Source organism: Streptomyces sp. NPDC048461 (assembly GCF_055587105.1).
Window position 1 is genome coordinate 50223 of record NZ_JBVJGW010000025.1, and the last position, 16908, is coordinate 67130.

At 75.8% G+C, this 16908-nt stretch carries 10 protein-coding genes; 9 read left to right on the top strand and 1 reads right to left on the bottom strand.

Annotation, left to right across the window (positions count from 1 at the left end):
• The first annotated feature begins 42 nt into the window (after positions 1-42).
• The 9 genes from ACZ6S8_RS31750 (at position 43) to ACZ6S8_RS31790 (ending at position 16597) form a co-directional block, all read left to right on the top strand.
• Positions 43-1635, top strand: coding sequence for a lyase family protein (locus tag ACZ6S8_RS31750; protein WP_469460884.1), 1593 nt, complete (start codon positions 43-45; stop codon positions 1633-1635).
• Positions 1601-2662, top strand: coding sequence for a GHMP family kinase ATP-binding protein (locus tag ACZ6S8_RS31755; RefSeq protein WP_469460885.1), 1062 nt, complete (start codon positions 1601-1603; stop codon positions 2660-2662). The genes ACZ6S8_RS31750 and ACZ6S8_RS31755 overlap by 35 nt, the downstream gene beginning before the upstream one ends.
• Positions 2663-2664: 2 nt before the next feature.
• Positions 2665-4932 (top strand): pyridoxal-phosphate dependent enzyme, encoded by a 2268-nt coding sequence (locus ACZ6S8_RS31760; protein ID WP_469460886.1) that lies wholly within the window; start codon positions 2665-2667, stop codon positions 4930-4932.
• Between the two features lie 209 nt (positions 4933-5141).
• Positions 5142-5366 carry an MbtH family protein gene (locus ACZ6S8_RS31765; protein ID WP_469460887.1) on the top strand — a complete coding sequence of 75 codons (225 nt, stop codon included), beginning with the start codon at positions 5142-5144 and terminating at the stop codon, positions 5364-5366.
• The gene (locus tag ACZ6S8_RS31770; protein WP_469460888.1) at positions 5359-7134 is read left to right on the top strand and encodes a condensation domain-containing protein; all 1776 of its coding nucleotides are present in this window, start codon (positions 5359-5361) and stop codon (positions 7132-7134) included. Before ACZ6S8_RS31765 ends, ACZ6S8_RS31770 begins: the two co-directional genes overlap by 8 nt.
• Positions 7131-10340, top strand: coding sequence for a non-ribosomal peptide synthetase (locus tag ACZ6S8_RS31775; RefSeq protein ID WP_469460889.1), 3210 nt, complete (start codon positions 7131-7133; stop codon positions 10338-10340). Before ACZ6S8_RS31770 ends, ACZ6S8_RS31775 begins: the two co-directional genes overlap by 4 nt.
• Before the next feature lie 38 nt (positions 10341-10378).
• Positions 10379-13603 carry a non-ribosomal peptide synthetase gene (locus ACZ6S8_RS31780; RefSeq protein WP_469460890.1) on the top strand — a complete coding sequence of 1075 codons (3225 nt, stop codon included), beginning with the start codon at positions 10379-10381 and terminating at the stop codon, positions 13601-13603.
• Between the two features lie 67 nt (positions 13604-13670).
• A complete protein-coding gene (locus ACZ6S8_RS31785; RefSeq protein WP_469460891.1) occupies positions 13671-15230 on the top strand; it encodes an amino acid adenylation domain-containing protein in 1560 nt (519 codons plus the stop codon).
• 47 nt (positions 15231-15277) lie between these two features.
• Positions 15278-16597, top strand: a complete 1320-nt coding sequence (locus ACZ6S8_RS31790) for an MFS transporter (protein ID WP_469460892.1) — start codon at positions 15278-15280, stop codon at positions 16595-16597.
• 6 nt (positions 16598-16603) lie between these two features.
• Here the strand turns inward: ACZ6S8_RS31790 and ACZ6S8_RS31795 are convergent, their stop codons facing one another.
• Entirely contained in the window at positions 16604-16831 is a 228-nt protein-coding gene (locus tag ACZ6S8_RS31795) for a response regulator transcription factor (protein WP_469460893.1), read from the bottom strand.
• Positions 16832-16908 lie beyond the last annotated feature (77 nt).

Here is a 16908-nt window from a genome sequence, read left to right on the forward strand (position 1 = left end):
GCATCCCGCACCACGCACCACACCAGAACGGAACACCACCACGTGACGAGCGATCCCCGGGGGCCCGCCCCCGCGCTGAGCGGCCGCATCCGCGGCGGCCCCAGCGCACTCCTGCACGACGAAGTGCTCGCCCCGCAGTTCAGGTTCGAGTCCCGGTACCTGCTGCACCACTACGTCGCCATCGAGAAGACCCTGGCCGCCGAGTACGTCCGCATGGACCTGATCGACCCCGCCGAAGCCGGCGCGATCGCCGCCCGGCTCGACGCCGTCGGTCCCGACACCCTCGACGCGGAACCCGGCGCCAACATGTCGGACATCGCCTTCGCCCTCGAACGCCACGTCGAGGCGGGGCTGGACCGTCCGGCCGTCCGCTGGCACGTCGACCGCAGCCGCAACGACCTGCAGGCCTGCGCCCAGGTGATGTACGGCCGCGACCAGCTCACCCGCTTCGCCGCCGCCCTCCTCGAACTGGGCACCGTCGTGCACCGGCTGGCCGGGGAGACCTGCGAGCAGCCCATGCCGGGCTACACCCACTTCCAGGCCGCCCAGGTCATCACCCCCGGCTTCTACCTCGGCGCGCTGTCCGAGCACCTGCTGCACACCCAAGAGCGGCTGCTGCGCACGTACGACGGCATCGACGCCTGCCCGCTCGGCGCCGGCGCGATGGCCGGGCAGGAACTGCCGTGGGACCGCGACCGGATGGCCCGGCTGCTCGGCTTCTCCCGGCCCCAGCCCCACGCCCTCACGGCCGTCGCCTCCCGCCGCTGGAGCGCCGAACTCACCGCGGAGCTCAGCCTGCTGGGCACCGCGCTGAGCCGGTTCACCACCGACCTGCTGACCTGGGGCGGCAGCGAGTACGGGTTCATCGAACTGCCCGACGAACTGTCCGGGATCTCCTCCGCGATGCCGCAGAAGAAGAACTACCCCGTCCTGGAACGCATCCGTGGCCGCACGGCCCACCTGAGCGCCTTCCACTTCGACGTGCTCCTGGGCCAGCGCAACACCCCGTTCTGCAACCTCGTCGAGGTGTCCAAGGAGGCCGGGACCCACCTGCTGAACGCCTTCGACTCGGCCCACGGCACCGTCCGCCTCCTCACCGAGGTACTGCGCAGGCTGACCTTCCGCGCCGACCGCATGCGCGCGGTGTGCGCCCGGGAGTTCCTCGGCGGCTTCAGCCTCGCCAACGCCCTCACCCTCACCGAGGGGGTGCCGTGGCGCACCGCCCAGGTCGTCGCGGGGAAGTACATCGTGCTCGCCGCGGACGCGGGCGCCGACCCCGCACCGGGCGAACCGCCCCTGCTCGTCCGCGCGGCCGCGGAACACGGCATCACCCTCGGCGACCCCGCCGGGCTCCTCGCCGAGGCCTTCGACGTCGACCGGGGCCTGGCCCGCATGGTGTCCGCCGGCTCGGCGCGCCCCGACGCCGTTCGCGAGGTCCTGCACGCCCAGGCGCAGCAGTACGAACGGCTCGCCGCCGACTGGGCGTCGCGCGCCGAGGCGATCCGCGGCGGGGCCGAGGACGTCGACCGGGCCCTGTACCCGGCGGGCCGCCCGGACCGCCCCGACCGCCCGGAAACCGACGACACGGAGGAGGACGGCGATGGTGCCCGCACCGGCCTACAGCGGACGCACTGACGCCGCGGCCCCCGTACCCCGGCCCCCCGCCGAGCCGGGCCCGGCGCCCTCCGGCGCCTGCACGCCCGCAACCGCCGTTCCCGGGCCGTCCGTCCGAGCGGCCGCCTCCGGCAGCGCCTTCGGGACCTTCGGGGAACTGCTCCAGGGAGCGCTGCCCCGTCCGCAGGGCGACTTCCTCGTCACCTTCCCGCTCGCCCGCTGGGCCACCGCCGTGTTCCGCCCCCGGGCCGGGCAGCGGGGCGTGCACGTACGGCCCGCCCACAAGGGCAAGTCCCGACGCGTCGCCGAAGCCGTACTGGCCTCGCTCGGCGTCCCGGACGGCGGCCTGCTGGAGGTGGGCGGGGACCTGCCCGAGGGCAAGGGGCTGGCCAGCTCCTCGGCCGACCTCGTCGCCACCGTACGGGCCGTGGGCGCGGCGTTCGGCCGGACCTTCACCCCGGCCGAGACGGAGGCCTTCCTGCGCGGCATCGAACCGGCCGACGGGGTGATGTACGACGAGATCGTCGCCTTCCACCACCGCGAGGTGCGCCTCGGCCGCCGCCTCGGCGTCCTGCCCCCGCTCACCGTCGTCGCCCACGACGAGGGCGGCCAGGTGGACACGGTCGCGCACAACCGGGGAGCCCGCACGATCGACGCGGCCGCCCGGCAGGAGTACGCGCGCCTGCTGGACCGGCTCACCGACGCGGTGGCCGGCGGCGACCTGCACGAGGTCGGCGCCGTGGCCACCCGCAGCGCGGAGATGAACGCGCACCGCCGCGAGCGCGCCGGGTTCGCGGAACTGCGCGCCCTGTGCCGCGAAGTGGACGGCCTCGGCCTGGTGCTCGCCCACAGCGGAACCATGCTCGGCGTCCTCCTCGAAGCCCACGACCCGTCCCTCGCCGGCAAGACCGAGCACGTCCGGGCCGGCTGCGCCGCCCTCGGCGGAGAAGTGTCCGTACACCGGTCGCTGGGCGCCGGCGACAGCTGGACCCCGCCGGCGCCGGCCGCCCCGGCCCTTCCGTTGCGTCCCATCGAGCTGGAGATCTGAGCATGCTGTTCGACACCGTGACGGACGCGATCGGCGCCACCCCGCTGGTCAGGCTGCGCCTGGGCGAGGCCCGCGGCGTGGAGGTCTACGCCAAGCTGGAACTGCAGAACCTCTTCGCCATGAAGGACCGCGTCGCCCGCAACATCCTCCTGGAGGCCCGGCGGCTCGGCACGCTCCGCCCGGGCGCTCCCGTCATCGAGAGCTCGTCCGGCACGATGGCGCTCGGCGTCGCCCTCGTCGGCCGCTCCCTGGGACACGACGTCCACATCGTCACCGACCCGCGGATCGACCCCGTCACCCTCGCCAAACTCCGCGCCCTGGGCTGCCGGGTGCACGTCGTCGACGCCATGACCAGCCACGGCTGGCAGAGCGCCCGCCTGGAGCGGCTCGCCGAGCTGCTGGCGGAACTTCCCGGCGCCTTCTGGCCGCAGCAGTACGCCAACCCCGACAACCCGGGCGCCTACCGCACCCTCGCCGGGGAACTCCTCGCCGACCTGCCGGAGTTCGACACCCTCGTCGGGGCCGTCGGCAGCGGCGGCTCGTTGTGCGGCACGGCCCGCGCGGTGCGGGAGTCCCTGCCCGGGCTGCACGTGGTCGGCGTCGACTGCGTGGGCAGCGCCCTCTTCGGCCAGCCCGACGTGCCCCAGCGGCTCCAGAGCGGGCTGGGCAACAGCCTGCTGCCCAAGAACCTCGACCGCACCCTCGTCGACGAGGTCCACTGGCTCAACGACCACGAGGCGTTCGCCGCGACCTGGGACCTCGCCCGCGAGCAGCAGATCTTCGGCGGGAACACCTCCGGCTCCGTCTACCGGGTCCTGACCGACCTGGCCGGCCGCGCCGAGCCGGGCAGCCGGATCGTCGGCATCCTGCCCGACCGCGGCGACCGCTACGCCGACACCGTCTACAGCGAGGAGCACTGGGCCGAGCACGCCCTGCGCGAGGTGCCCACCGCGGCCGCGCCCGCCGCCGTCGCCACCGGCGAGACCGCCCGGACCTGGTCCCGCCTCGCCTACAGCGCGCCCGCCGGCATCCGTCGCCACCTGCTCTTCGTGGAGTCCAACACCATCGGCACCGGCATGATGGCCCTGGACCTGGCCCGCGAACTGGGCACCGTACCCGTCCTGCTGACCGCAGACCCCGACCGCTACCGGGGGCTCGCCGAGACCGGCACCGAAGTGCTCCGCTGCGACACCAACTCCGCCGCCGCGCTGCGCACGGCCGTCCAGGAGCGGTTCCGCCGGGAGGAGATCGCGGGCGTCACCACCACCAGCGACTTCTACGTACCGGCCGCCGCGCGGATCGCACGCTGGCTCGGTCTGCCCGGCAACCCGCCGGAGGCGATGGCCACCTGCCGGGACAAGGCCGCGCTCCGCGAGGCCCTGCGGGAAGCCGGGGTGCGCCAGCCCCGCTACGGACTGGTCCGCGAGGCGTCTGAGGTCGCGGCGGCCGTCGCCCGTACCGGACTGCCCTGCGTGGTCAAGCCGGCCGACGACTCCGGCTCGACCAACGTCCTGCTCTGCGCCGACGAGGCCGGGGCCACCGCGCACGCCGAGCGCATCCTCGCGATCACCACCAACGTGCGGGGCATGCCGACCGCGCGCACGGTGCTCGTCGAGGAGTACCTCGACGCGCCGGAGGTCAGCGTCGAGATGTTCACCTGGGACGGGCGCGCCGAGTGCGTCGGCATCACCGCCAAGTCGGTCACGGCGATCCCGCACTTCGTCGAGCACCGCCACCTGTTCCCGGCCCCGCTGCCGACGGCCGAGGCCGAGCGGATCACCGAGACCGTGACCGCCGCCCTCGACGCCGCCGGTGTCCGGCTGGGAGCCACGCACACCGAGGTCAAGCTGACCGCCGACGGCCCCGCGGTCATCGAGATCAACCCCCGGCCGGCCGGCGGGATGATCCCCGAGCTGATCCGCCTCGCCGGCGGCGTGCGCCTCCTCGAACAACAACTGCGCGCCGCCCTCGGACTGCCGCCGCAGCTGAAGCCCGAACACGGCGGCCACGCCGGGATCCAGTTCCTGCTCGCGGACGCCGACGGCGTCCTGACCGCCGCCGGTGGCACGGAGGCCGCCGCCGCGGTCGAGGGCGTCGAGGCGGTCACCGTCACCGCGGCGCCGGGCACGGCCGTACGCCGGCCCCGCAGCGCCTCCGACCGGCTCGGGCACATCATCGCCCGGCACCCGGACGCGGACGGCGTCCACACCGCCCTCGACGAGGCCCGGGCCCTGGTCCGCCTCCACGTCGAGGCGGCGCCGGCCGGCTGAGCCCGGTGCGCTGAACCCGGCCGGCGGCGCCCGGTCCGCCGACCCCGCTGCCCGCCGATTCCGCCCTGCCCGTCGATTTCCCCCGGCCGCTCACACCGCGGCTGCGGACCCCCTCCACCGGCCCGGCCCCGGCCCCCGCCCGGCCGGGCCGGCACCCGACGCGGTGTACGACCCGTACGACCGCACCCCGACACGTGAGGTGACCCGCCATGAGCAACCCCTTCGAGAACGACAACGCCGCCTACGTCGTGGTCCGCAACGACGAGCTCCAGCACTCCCTGTGGCCCGCCTCCCACCCCGTCCCGGCGGGCTGGACCGTGGTCCACGGCCCCGACGGCCGACGCGCCTGCCTCGACCACGTCGAGCAGGCCTGGACCGACATGCGCCCCGCCTCCCTCGTGGCGGCCCTCGCGGAGGCCGCGCCCCGTGGCTGACCACCTCCGGACCCTGCGGTCCCTCTTCGCCGACGTCCTCGGCCTCGCCGAGGTCGACCCCGGCCACAGCTTCACCGGACTGGGCGGGGACAGCATCCAGGCCATCCAGGTGGTCAGCCGGGCCCGCGCCGCCGGGCTCGTCGTCACCACCCGCGAGGTGCTGCGCTCCGAGAGCGTGACCGCGCTGGCCGCCGCGGCCCGTACGCCGGGCCGCGCACGGGCCGACGCCCGGCCGGCCGCGCCCCCGCGCCGCCTCGGCCCGCTCGCGCCCACGCCGATCATGGGCTGGCTCGGCGAACTCGGCGGCCCCGTCGACACGTACAACCAGTCGCTCGTGCTGCGCACCCCGCCCGGATTCGGCGCGGACGCCGCCGTGCGCACCCTCCAGGCCCTGCTGGACACCCACGACGTGCTCCGCATGCGGCTCCCCGACGGGATCGGGGCCGGCCGCGGCGAGCCCGAGCTGCCGCCCGCCGGCTCCGTCGCGGCCGGGGACCTGCTCGAACACGTCGACGCCCGGGGCCTCGACGACGAGGCGCTCCCCGCCCTGACCCGCGAGCGGATGCGGGCCGCCCGCCGGCTGCTCTCGCCCCGGGACGGCCGCATGCTGCGCGCCGTCCTCCTGGACCGCGGCGCCGGACGGCAGGGCCGGCTCGCGCTCGTCATCCACCACCTGGCCGTCGACGGCGTGTCGTGGCGGATCCTCCAAGACGACCTGCGGTCGTGCGGGACGGCCCTCGCCGAAGGCCGCGACCCGGTCCCCGAACCCGTGCACACCCCCTTCGCGCACTGGGCCGACCTGCTGCGCGCCGAGGCCACCTCCGGCCACCGGATGGCCGAGGCCGCCCGCTGGGCCGCCACCCTGCGCGAGGCGCCGCAGCCGCTGGCCGGGGTCCGCGCCCCGGGCGCCCTCGACCCGGAGAGCGCCGGCAACACCCACACCCTCACCCTCCCGCCCGACGTCACCGGCCCGCTGCTGACCACCGCGCCCGCGCTGGTCAACGGCACCGTCAACGACGTCCTGCTGACCGCGCTCGCCCTGGCCGTGCTCGGCTGGCGGCGCGCCGCGGCCGGCGGACCGGCCGACGGTCCCGGCGGCCCCGACGCGGACGGGGCCGTCCTCGTCGACGTCGAGGGACACGGCCGGGAGGACATCGCCGACGGCCTGGACCTCTCGCGCACGGTCGGCTGGTTCACCACCGTCTTCCCCGTCCGCCTCGCCCTCGGCCGGCCCGACCTCGACGACGCCCGGAGCGGCGGGGCCGCCGTGGGAGCCGCCCTGCGCCTGGTCAAGGAGGAACTGCGCGCCGTACCGGACAAGGGCATCGGCTTCGGCATGCTGCGCCACCTCAACAGCCGCACCGGCCCCGCCCTCGCCGGACCCGGCATCCCCGAGATCGGGTTCAACTACCTCGGCCGCTTCCCCATGGGCGGCGCCGCCGACTGGGACGCGGCCCCCGGCCACGCCTTCGCCCTCGACGACGCCGACGACGGGCTGCCGATGGCGCACGCCATCGAGGTCAACGCAGCCGCCCACGAGGGCGCCGACGGCCTCACCCTCAGCGCGACCTGGACCTGGGCGGGCAACGCCTACCCCGGGGAGCGCGTACGCGACCTGGCCCGGGAGTGGTTCACCATGCTGCGCGCCGTCGCCGCCCACGCCGCCCGCCCCGGTGCCGGTGGCCTGACCCCCTCCGACGTGTCCCTGGCCCAGGTCAGCCAGGCCGACCTCGACACCTTCGAATCCCAGCTCGGAGCCCTGCTGTGATCCCTCTGTCCCACGCCCAGCAGCGGCTGTGGTTCCACGCCCGCGAGGGCGCCGACGGCGCCGTCTACCACATCCCGGTCGGGCTGAGGCTGCGCGGCCCGCTCGACCGGCCCGCGCTGGAGGCCGCCCTCGCGGACGTGACCGGCCGGCACGAGGCCCTGCGCACGGTGTTCCCCGACGACGCCGGCCATCCCCGCCAGCACGTCCTCGAACCGGCCGCCGGGGCCCCCGCCCTCACCGTCACGGCCTGCGCGCCCGAAGCACACGCAGCGCAGGTCGCGCAGGCGGCGAACCGGCCCTTCGACATCTCCGCCGAACCGCCCCTGCGCGCGGAGCTGTTCGCCCACGCGGACGACGACCACTACCTGCTGCTGGTCCTGCACCACATCGCGGGAGACGGCCTCTCCCTGACCATCCTGGTCCGGGACCTGGCCGCCGCCTACACCGCCCGGCTCGCCCGGCAGTCGCCCGAGTGGCCCGAACTCCCCGTCCAGTACCCGGACTACGCGCTGTGGCAGCGCGAGGTCCTCGGTGCGGCGGAGGACCCCGCGTCCCTGCACGCCCGGCTGCTCGGCCACTGGACCGGCGCCCTCGCCGGCCTGCCCGAGGAGCTGGCCCTGCCCACCGACCGGCCGCGCCCGGCCGTCGCCACCCACCGGGGCGCCCTGGTGTCCGTCCGGACCGCGGCCGCCGCGCACGCCGGACTGGCGGACCTGGCGCGGGCCCGCCGCGCGACGCCGTTCATGGCCGTCCAGGCCGCCTTCGCCACCCTCCTCACCCGCCTCGGGGCGGGGACCGACCTGCCCCTGGGCTGCCCCGTGGACGGCCGCGAGGACGAAGCGCTCGCGGACCTCGTCGGCCTCTTCGTCAACACCCTGGTCGTGCGCGCCGACACCTCCGGCGACCCCTCCTTCGAGGAGGTGCTCGACCGGGTGCGGGCCGCCGCGCTGGAGACGTACGCCCATCAGGAACTCCCCTTCGAATCGCTGGTCGAGCGGCTCAACCCGGCCCGGTCGGCCTCCCGCCACCCCCTCTTCCAGGTGGCGGTCGCGGCCCAGCGCACCGAGGGCGGGCCCCCGCGCTTCGGGGACCTGCGGGTGGAGGAGGAGGCGGTGCGCACCGACACCGCCAAGTTCGACCTGACCCTGGAGGTCGAGGAGCTCCACGACGCGCAGAGCGGCGCCCCCCGGGGCCTCGGCCTGGCCCTGGAGTACGCGGCCGACCTGTTCGACGAGGCGACCGCCCAGCGCCTCCTGGACCGGCTCGTCCACGTGATCGACGCCGTCGTGCGCGATCCCGCCGCACCGATCGCGGCGCTCGACGTCCTGCTGCCCCAGGAGCGGGACGACCTCCTGGAGCACTGGCAGGGAGCCCCCGCCGCCCCCGACGCCCGCACGGTCCACGGGGCGTTCGCCGCGCGGGCCGCCGAGCACCCCGGCCGGCCCGCGGTGCTCTGCGGGGACCGGGAGACGACGTACGCCGAACTGGACGCCCGCTCCGGCCTGATCGCCGAGCGGCTGCGCGGGCTGGGCGTCCGTCCGGGCGAGGCCGTCGCCGTGCTGATGGACCGCTCCGCCGGCCTGGTCGCCGCCTGCCTGGGCGTGCTCAAGGCGGGCGCGGCCTACCTGCCGCTCGACGCCCGCGCCCCCCGGGCGCGCACGACGGCGGTGACCGCCGCCGCCGGGGCGGCCGTCCTGATCACCGACGCCCCGCAGGACGCCGCCGCCGCGGCGGGCACCCGGCACGTGCTGCGCCTCGACCCGGCCGACGGCGCCGCCGACGGCCCGCACGCCGCCGGGGCCGCGCCCGCCGGCCCCGCCGACGGCGCCCACCCCGACGCCCTGGCGTACCTGATGTACACCTCCGGCTCGACCGGAACCCCCAAGGGCGTCGCCGTCTCCCACCGGGAGGTCGTGGCCCTGGCCGGCGACCGGCGCTGGCGCGGCGGCGCGCACGAACGCGTCCTGTTCCGCTCCCCGCACGCCTTCGACGCCTCCACCTACGAGCTGTGGGTGCCGCTGCTGAACGGCGGCCTGGTCGTCGTGGCACCCCCCGGCGACCTCGACGTCGCGGAACTGGCCCGCCTCATGACCGAACAGCGGGTCACCGGAACCTTCCTGACCGCCACCCTGTTCAACGTGCTGGCCGACCGCTGCCCGGAGCAGCTCGGCTCGCTGCACGAGGTGATGACCGGGGGAGAGGCCGCCTCCCCGTCCATGGTCCGCCGGGTGCGCGAGGCCTGCCCCCGCACCACCGTCACCAACGCGTACGGCCCGACGGAGACCACCACCTTCGCCGCCACCCACGCCCTCGCGCCCGGACAGGACGCCCCGGAGGGCCCCGTGCCCATCGGGCGGCCGCTGGACGGCACCCGCCTCCACGTCCTGGACGAGCGGCTCGGCCTCGTACCGCCCGGCGTCACCGGCGAGCTCTACATCGCCGGGACCGGCCTCGCCCAGGGCTACCTGGGCCGCCCCGGACTGACCGCCGAACGCTTCACGGCCTGCCCGTACGGGCCGCCGGGCAGCCGGATGTACCGCACCGGCGACCTGGCCCGCTGGAACACCTCGGGCCAGGTGGAGTACCTCGGCCGCGCCGACCGCCAGGTGAAGATCCGCGGCCTGCGCATCGAGCCCGCCGAGATCGAGCACGCCCTGGCCGGCCACCCGGCGGTGGGACAGGCCGCCGTCACCGTCGTGGACGGTGCGGGCGGCCCCGCACTCGCCGGCTACGCGGTCCCCGCGGAGGGCGCCACCGCGCCCGGCCCGCAGGAGCTGCGCGAGCACCTGCGCCGCGAACTGCCCGACTACATGGTCCCCGTCACGATCACGCTGCTCGACGCGTTCCCCGTGACGTCCAACGGGAAGACCGACCTGGCCGCGCTGCCCGCCCCGGGGCCGGCCGCCGCCGGCCGGTCCTACGCGGCGCCGCGCACCGACGACGAGCGGGCCCTGTGCGCCATCTGGGAACGGGTCCTCGGCCACGAGCGGATCGGCGTCCACGACAGCTTCTTCGATCTCGGCGGGCACTCCCTGCTCGCCACCCGGCTCCTCGCGGAGATCAGGTCGCAGCTCGGCGCGGTGGTCGGCGTGCGCCAGTTCTTCACCGGCCCGACCGTCGCCGACCTGGCCGCCGTCCTCCCCGCGAGCGCCGCCGCGGACGAGCCGCCGATCATCCGCAGGGCGCGGCGCGGTCACCCGGCCTGACGCCCCGACGCCCACCCCTCCGACGAAGGAACACCACCGTGAACCACCCCCCGTCCGCTCCCGCCGCCGCCCGTTCCCTGGTCGAGGACGTCCTGCCGCTCTCCCCGCTCCAGGACGGCATCCTCTTCCACGCCCTGTTCGACGAGGAGGAACGCGACGTGTACGTCGCCCAGTTGCTCCTCGACCTCGACGGCCCCCTCGACCCGGCCCGGCTGCGCGCCGCCGCCGACACCGTGCTGGAACGGCACGCCAACCTCCGCGCGGGCTTCCTGCGCCGCGCCTCGGGCGAGCCCGCCCAGGTCGTCCAGCGCGGCGTACGGGCCCCCTGGGAGGAGACCGACCTGTCCGCCCTCTCCGACACCGGCCGGGCGGCCGCCGTCGCCGCCCTGCTCGACGAGGACCGGGCCCGCCGCTTCGACCTCGGCCGCCCGCCGCTGCTGCGCTTCACCCTGATCCGCACCGGCCCCCTCAGCCACCGGCTGCTGCTGACCTACCACCACATCCTGATGGACGGCTGGTCCTGGCCCGTCCTGGTGCGCGAACTGCTCGCCCTGCACGACGCGGACGGCCCGGACGCGGGGCTCGGGCCGGTCACGCCGTACGCCGCCTTCCTGAACCGCCTCGCGAGCCGCGACACGGCCGCCGCGCGGGACACCTGGACCCGGGCCCTGGACGGCCTCGCGGGCGGAACCCGGACCGCGCCCGTCTCCCCGCCGCCCGGCTCGGTCCTGCCCGACCGCGTCGAGACGTATCTGACGCAGCCGCTCACCGAACGCCTCACCGCCCTGGCGCGGGAGCACCGCATCACCGCCGGCACCCTGCTCCAGGGCGCCTGGGCGCTCCTGCTCGGGCAGCAGATCCGCTCCGACGACGTCGTCTTCGGCGCCGTCGTCAGCGGCCGCGACCCGGAGCTTCCCGGCGTCGCCGACATCGTGGGCCTGTGCATCAACACGGTGCCGGTCCGGGTCCGGATCGACCCGGAGGAGCCGCTGATCGCCCTGTTCGAGCGGCTCCAGGACGAGCAGGCACGGCTGATCGACCACCACCACCTCGGACTCGTCGAGATCCAGCGGCTCGCGGGCGCGGGCGAGCTCTTCGACTCCTGCGTCGCCTTCCAGAACTACCCCGTCGACGCCGCGGGCCTCGCCGCGCTCGGCGCCGGCGCCCTCCGGGTCACCGGAGTGGACCCGTACGACGCCGCCCACTATCCGCTCTCGCTGACCGCGATCCCCGGAACCCGGCTGCGCCTCCAGATCGACTACCGCCCGGACGTCTTCGACCGGGCCTCGACCCAGGCCCTGCTGGAGCGCCTCGCGCGGCTGCTGGAGGCCGTCGCCGACGACCCGACCCGCCCGGCGGGACGGCTTGACCTGCTGTCCGCGGCCGAGCGGCACCGGGTCCTGGTCGAGTGGAACGACACCGCCCGCGACGAGGACTACGCGGAGGTCGTGGAGCGCGTACGGCGGCAGGCCGAGCGCCGTCCGGACGCCGTCGCCACCACCGACGACGGCGGCCGCGAGCTGACCTTCGCCGAGCTGACGGCCCGCGCCGACGCGCTCGCGCTGGGCCTGCTCGCCGACGGCGTGGGCCCCGGCGACCTGGTCGCCGTCCTCAGCGAGCCCACCGCCCGGGTCCCCGTCGCCCTCCTCGGCATCCTCGGCGCCGGCGCGGCGTACGTCCCCCTCGACCCCGAGGGACCCGTCGCCCGCACCGCCGAACTCCTCGCCACCGGGGGAGCGGCCCGGCTGCTGGCCGCCCCCGAGCAGCGGGCCCGCGCCGAGGAGATCGCCGCCGCGGTCCCCGGCGGCCTGCCCGTCCTGGTCCTCGACGACGCGGCCGCGGCCCCGGGGGAGCGGCCCCCGTCGGCCGGCGGACCCGACGCCCTCGCCTACGTCTGCTTCACCTCCGGATCCACCGGAAAGCCCAAGGGCGCCATGGTCCACCGCCGGGGCATGAACAACCACCTCCTCGCCAAGCTCGACGACCTGCGGCTGACCGAGGACGACCGCGTGGTGATGAACGCCCCGCTCACCTTCGACATCTCGGTCTGGCAGATGCTCGCCCCGCTCATCACCGGCGGACGGGTCCACCTCGTCTCCCGCGACGTGGCCCGCGACCCCGCCGCGCTCTTCGACGACGCCGCGGCCCGCGGGACCACCGTCCTGGAGACGGTCCCCTCCTTCGTCCGGGCCGCCGTCGACCTCTGGGACACCGGTGTGCTCCCCCCGGAGCTCCCCGCGCTGCGCTGGTTCATCGTCAACGGCGAGGTGCTGCCGCCGGAACTGTGCACCCGCTGGTACGCGCGCCACCCGGCCGCCGCGATCGTCAACGCGTACGGCCTCACCGAGTGCTCCGACGACAACACCCACGCCTTCATCGGCCACGACGTCGACGCCCAGCTGGAGCACGGCAGGCTCCCCGTCGGCCGCCCCCTGCGCAACAACCGCCTGTACCTCCTCGACGCGGCCCTCGCGCCCGTCCCGCCCGGCGTCCCCGGCGAGCTGTTCATCGCCGGCACCGGCGTGGGACCCGGCTACCTCGCGGACCCCCGCCGCACGTGCGAGCGCTACGTACCCGATCCGTTCGCCGCCGAGCCCGGAAGCCGCATGTACCGCACGGGCGACCTCGCCCGGATGCGCGCCGACGGCCAGCTCGACTTCCTCGGCCGCCAGGACCACCAGGTCAAGATCCGCGGCAACCGCATCGAACTCGGCGAGGTGGAGACCGCGCTGCGCGCCGTCCCCGGCGTCGGTGAGGCCGTCGTCGCCGTGGACCGCGACCACGCCGCCCAGCAGCGGCTCATCTGCTACTTCACGGGCACCCCGGGCGCCGACGAGGTCCGCACGGCCCTCGGCCGCAGCCTGCCCAACTACATGGTCCCGTCGCTGTTCCTGCACCTGCCGGCCTTCCCGCTCACCACCAACGGCAAGCTTGACCGCAAGGCGCTGCCCGACCCGGCCACCGTCTACCGGCCCGCCGGACGGCTCCCCGGCACCCCCGCCGAGCAGACCGTCTGCGCGATCTTCGCCGCCGTGCTGGGACTCCCGGAGGCCGGCATGGACGACGACTTCTTCGCCCACGGCGGCCACTCCCTGCTGGCCACCCGGCTGACGGGCCGCATCGGCACCGAACTGGGGGTCCGGCTGAACATCCGCGACCTCTTCGAGACCCCGACCCCGGCCGGCATCGCCGCCCGCCTGACCGCCGCCGCGCCCGCGCCCTCCCGCCCGGCCCTGCGCCCGCGCGCCCGTGACCGCGCCTGACCCCGCCGCGGGCACGGGACGTGCCCGCCCGCGCAGCGCCCGCCCGTACATCCCAGGAGACACCCCCATGATCCGCACCGAGACCACCGTGCCCTCGCGCATCGCGCGCCAGGCCGGTCTCACCCCCGAGGCGATCGCGGTCCGCGGCCCGGACGGCGAGCTGACGTACCGCCAGTTCGACGGGCAGGCCCGGGCGGTGGCCCGCGAACTGCGCGCCGCCGGCGCCGGACCGGAGGACACCGTGCTCGTCGGGGCCCGCCGCGGCTTCCACTGGGCCGTCGGGCTGCTGGGCATCTGGTACGCGGGCGCGGCCGCCCTCCTCGCCGACCTGGACGCCCCCGACGAGCGGCTGCGCACACTGCTGGGGGCCGCGGGCACCCGCCACGCGGTCACCCCGGACGCCCTCGCGGCGGCCGAGCTGCAACGCCGCTGCGGAGCCGAGCTGTTCTGGGCGTCCACCGACCGGACCACGGACGCGAACGGCCGGAACCTCCCTCCGGACGGCGCGCCGCTGCCGGCGGACACCGCCCCCGGCTCCCTGGCCTACGTCCTGTTCACCTCCGGCTCCACCGGCCTGCCCAAGCCCGTCGCGGTCGCCCACGGGGGGCTGGCCGCACAGGTCCGGACCCTCGCCGAGCGCTACGGGCTGACCGGGGACGACCGCGTCCTGCAGTTCGCCGCCCCCGCCTTCGACGTGTCCCTGGAGGAGGCCCTGCCCACCTGGTGCACGGGCGGCGCCGCCGTCTTCGTCCGGGACAACGTCGTCTCGCCCGCCGAACTGGAGCCCTTCCTCGCGGAGGCGGGCGTCACCGTCGTGAACCTCCCCACCCCGTACTGGGCACAGTGGGCCAAGGACGTCGAGCACCGCCCCCGGCCCCTGCCCGCCACCCTGCGCCGCGTCGTGATCGGCAGCGACGCGGGCCGCACCGCCGACCTGGTGCGCTGGTCCGCCGCCGGCGGGCCGCCGGTGATCAGCTGCTACGGCCTCACCGAGTCCACCATCACCGCCACCTCCTACGAGCCCAACCCCGAGGCGCTCGCGGGGTTCACCGGCGACGAGGTCATCCCGCTGGGCGTGCCGCTGTCCGGCGTACGGGCCCACGTCCTGGACGAGGACCTGCGGGAGGCGGCCCCCGGCAGCGCCGGTGAACTGTACCTGGCCGGAGCCTGCCTGGCCCGGGGCTACCACCACCGTCCCGCGCTGACCTCGGAACGGTTCGTCGCCGACCCGTTCGCCGAAGGACCCGGCGAGCGCATGTACCGCACGGGGGACCGGGTCCGCCGCGCCCCGGACGGCACGCTCGTCTTCCTCGGGCGCGCGGACGACCAGGTCAAGATCAGGGGCCACCGGGTGGAGCTCAAGGAGGTCGAGGCGGCGCTCGCGGGCCACCCCGACGTGGTGGACGTGGTCGCCCGCGCCGTCGGCGAGCCGGGTGCCCCGCAGGTGGCCGCCTGGGCCGCCGTCGCCCCCGGCAGCCCGCTCACCGCCGAGGCGCTGCGCGGTCACCTTCTGGCCAGGGTGCCCGGATACCTCGTGCCGGCCCGTGTGACGCTGGTGGACCGGCTGCCGCGGACACCCGGCGGCAAGCTCGACCCCGGGGCCCTGCCCGCCCTCGCACCGCGATGAACCAGGTCCCCGCAGGACCACCCCGAGCCCAGACAAGGAACGAAGCCGTGTCCGTCCCCACCGACGAGTCCGCCCCCGCACCCGGACCCGTACCCGCAGCCGTCGAGGAAGGCGGCGGTCCCGCCCTGGAGCGCAGGCAGCGCCGGGACTTCCGCAGGTTCATGTCGTCCCACATCTGCAACGAACTGGGCGGCAGCATCACCTACGTCGCCCTGCCGCTCATGGCCGTCCTCACCCTGGACGCCTCGGCCCTGCAGGTGGGCCTGCTGGCCGCGGCGGAGCACGCGGCGTTCCTGCTGCTGGGCCTGCCCGCGGGCGCGTGGGTCGACCGGATGCGCCGCCGGGGCGTCATGATGGCCGCCGACCTGGCCCGGGCCGTACTGCTCACCGCCGTACCGGTGGCCTACCTGCTCGACCTGCACTCGATGGGGCTGCTGTACGCGGCGGCCCTGCTGCTGGGATGCGCCCGGCTGTTCGGCGACGTGGCCGACCAGAGCTACCTGCCGACCCTGATCGGCCGCAACACCCTGATCGCCGGCAACTCCAAGCTGGAGACGGTGCGGTCGGGCGCGGAATTCGCGGGGCCCGGCATCGCCGGCTTCCTGGTGCAACTCCTCGGCGCGGCCGGGACGCTGGCCGGACAGGCCGTCACCTCGCTGATCTCCGTCGCGCTGCTGGGCCGGATCGAGGCGCGGGAGGAGAAGCCCGCCCCCGCGCCGCGCCGGCACCTGCTGCGCGACATCCGCGAGGGCCTCGGTTACGTCCTGGGCCACCGCATCCTGCGGCTCATCGCCCTCAACACGGCCGCCGTCAACCTCTTCCTGAGCGCGGTCGTGGCGATCGAGGTCCTCTTCCTGACCCGGACGGTGGGACTGCCGCCCGCCGCCATCGGCTGGGTGCTCACGACGGCCACGATCGGATCGGTGCTGGCCGCCACGCTCACCGACCGGCTCACCCGGGCCGTAGGCGCGGCCCGCCTCACCTGGCTGTCCCTGCTGGTCACGATGCCCTTCGGCCTGCTGCTGCCGCTGGCCGACAAGGACTGGCGGATCGCCCTGTTCGTCCTCGGCTCGCTGGCCCAGTCGGCCGGCGTCACCGTCTACAACATCTGCCAGGTCACCTACCGGCAGACGGTCTGCCCGCCGCACCTGCTCGGCCGGATGACCGCCACCATGCGCTTCCTCGTGTGGGGCGTGCTCCCCTTCAGCGGCCTGATGGCGGGATTCCTGGGCGAACTGCTGGGCGTACGGGCGGCGTTGTGGGTCTTCACGGCGGCGCTCTCGGCGGCTCCGCTGGTGCTGCTCTGCTCCCCGCTGCGCCGGATGCGCGACTTCGAGGAGGACGCCGCGTACCGGAGCGGTCAGTAGGAGCGGTCAGTAGCCCAGCCGGAACGCCAGGTGGGTGAGCTGCGTGCGGTTCACGGCGCCCGTCTTGCTGCGCAGCCGCCGCAGGTAGGTGTCGACCGTGTGCGGGCTCAGGCCCATCCGCCGGGCGATCATCCGGTACGTGTCCCCCTGCGCGAGGTGCGCGAGGACCTCCCGCTCGCGGGGGGTCAGGGCGGGCAGTTCGCGCACGGGGGAGTCGAGCGTGGCGTCGAGCATGAGGGGCTCCGGTTTCCTGGTCTGGGTGGAGGGGCGGAACGGGTGCGTCGTCGGGATCGCGCCAATTCCGCAGCGGG

Excerpts from the sequence above, each read along its gene's own strand:
- ACZ6S8_RS31785 (WP_469460891.1), top strand. The coding sequence starts at position 13,671 with ATGATCCGCACCGAGACCACCGTGCCCTCGCGCATCGCGCGCCAGGCC.
- ACZ6S8_RS31795 (WP_469460893.1), bottom strand. The coding sequence starts at position 16,831 with ATGCTCGACGCCACGCTCGACTCCCCCGTGCGCGAACTGCCCGCCCTG.
- ACZ6S8_RS31760 (WP_469460886.1), top strand. The coding sequence starts at position 2,665 with ATGCTGTTCGACACCGTGACGGACGCGATCGGCGCCACCCCGCTGGTC.
- ACZ6S8_RS31755 (WP_469460885.1), top strand. The coding sequence starts at position 1,601 with ATGGTGCCCGCACCGGCCTACAGCGGACGCACTGACGCCGCGGCCCCC.
- ACZ6S8_RS31765 (WP_469460887.1), top strand. The coding sequence starts at position 5,142 with ATGAGCAACCCCTTCGAGAACGACAACGCCGCCTACGTCGTGGTCCGC.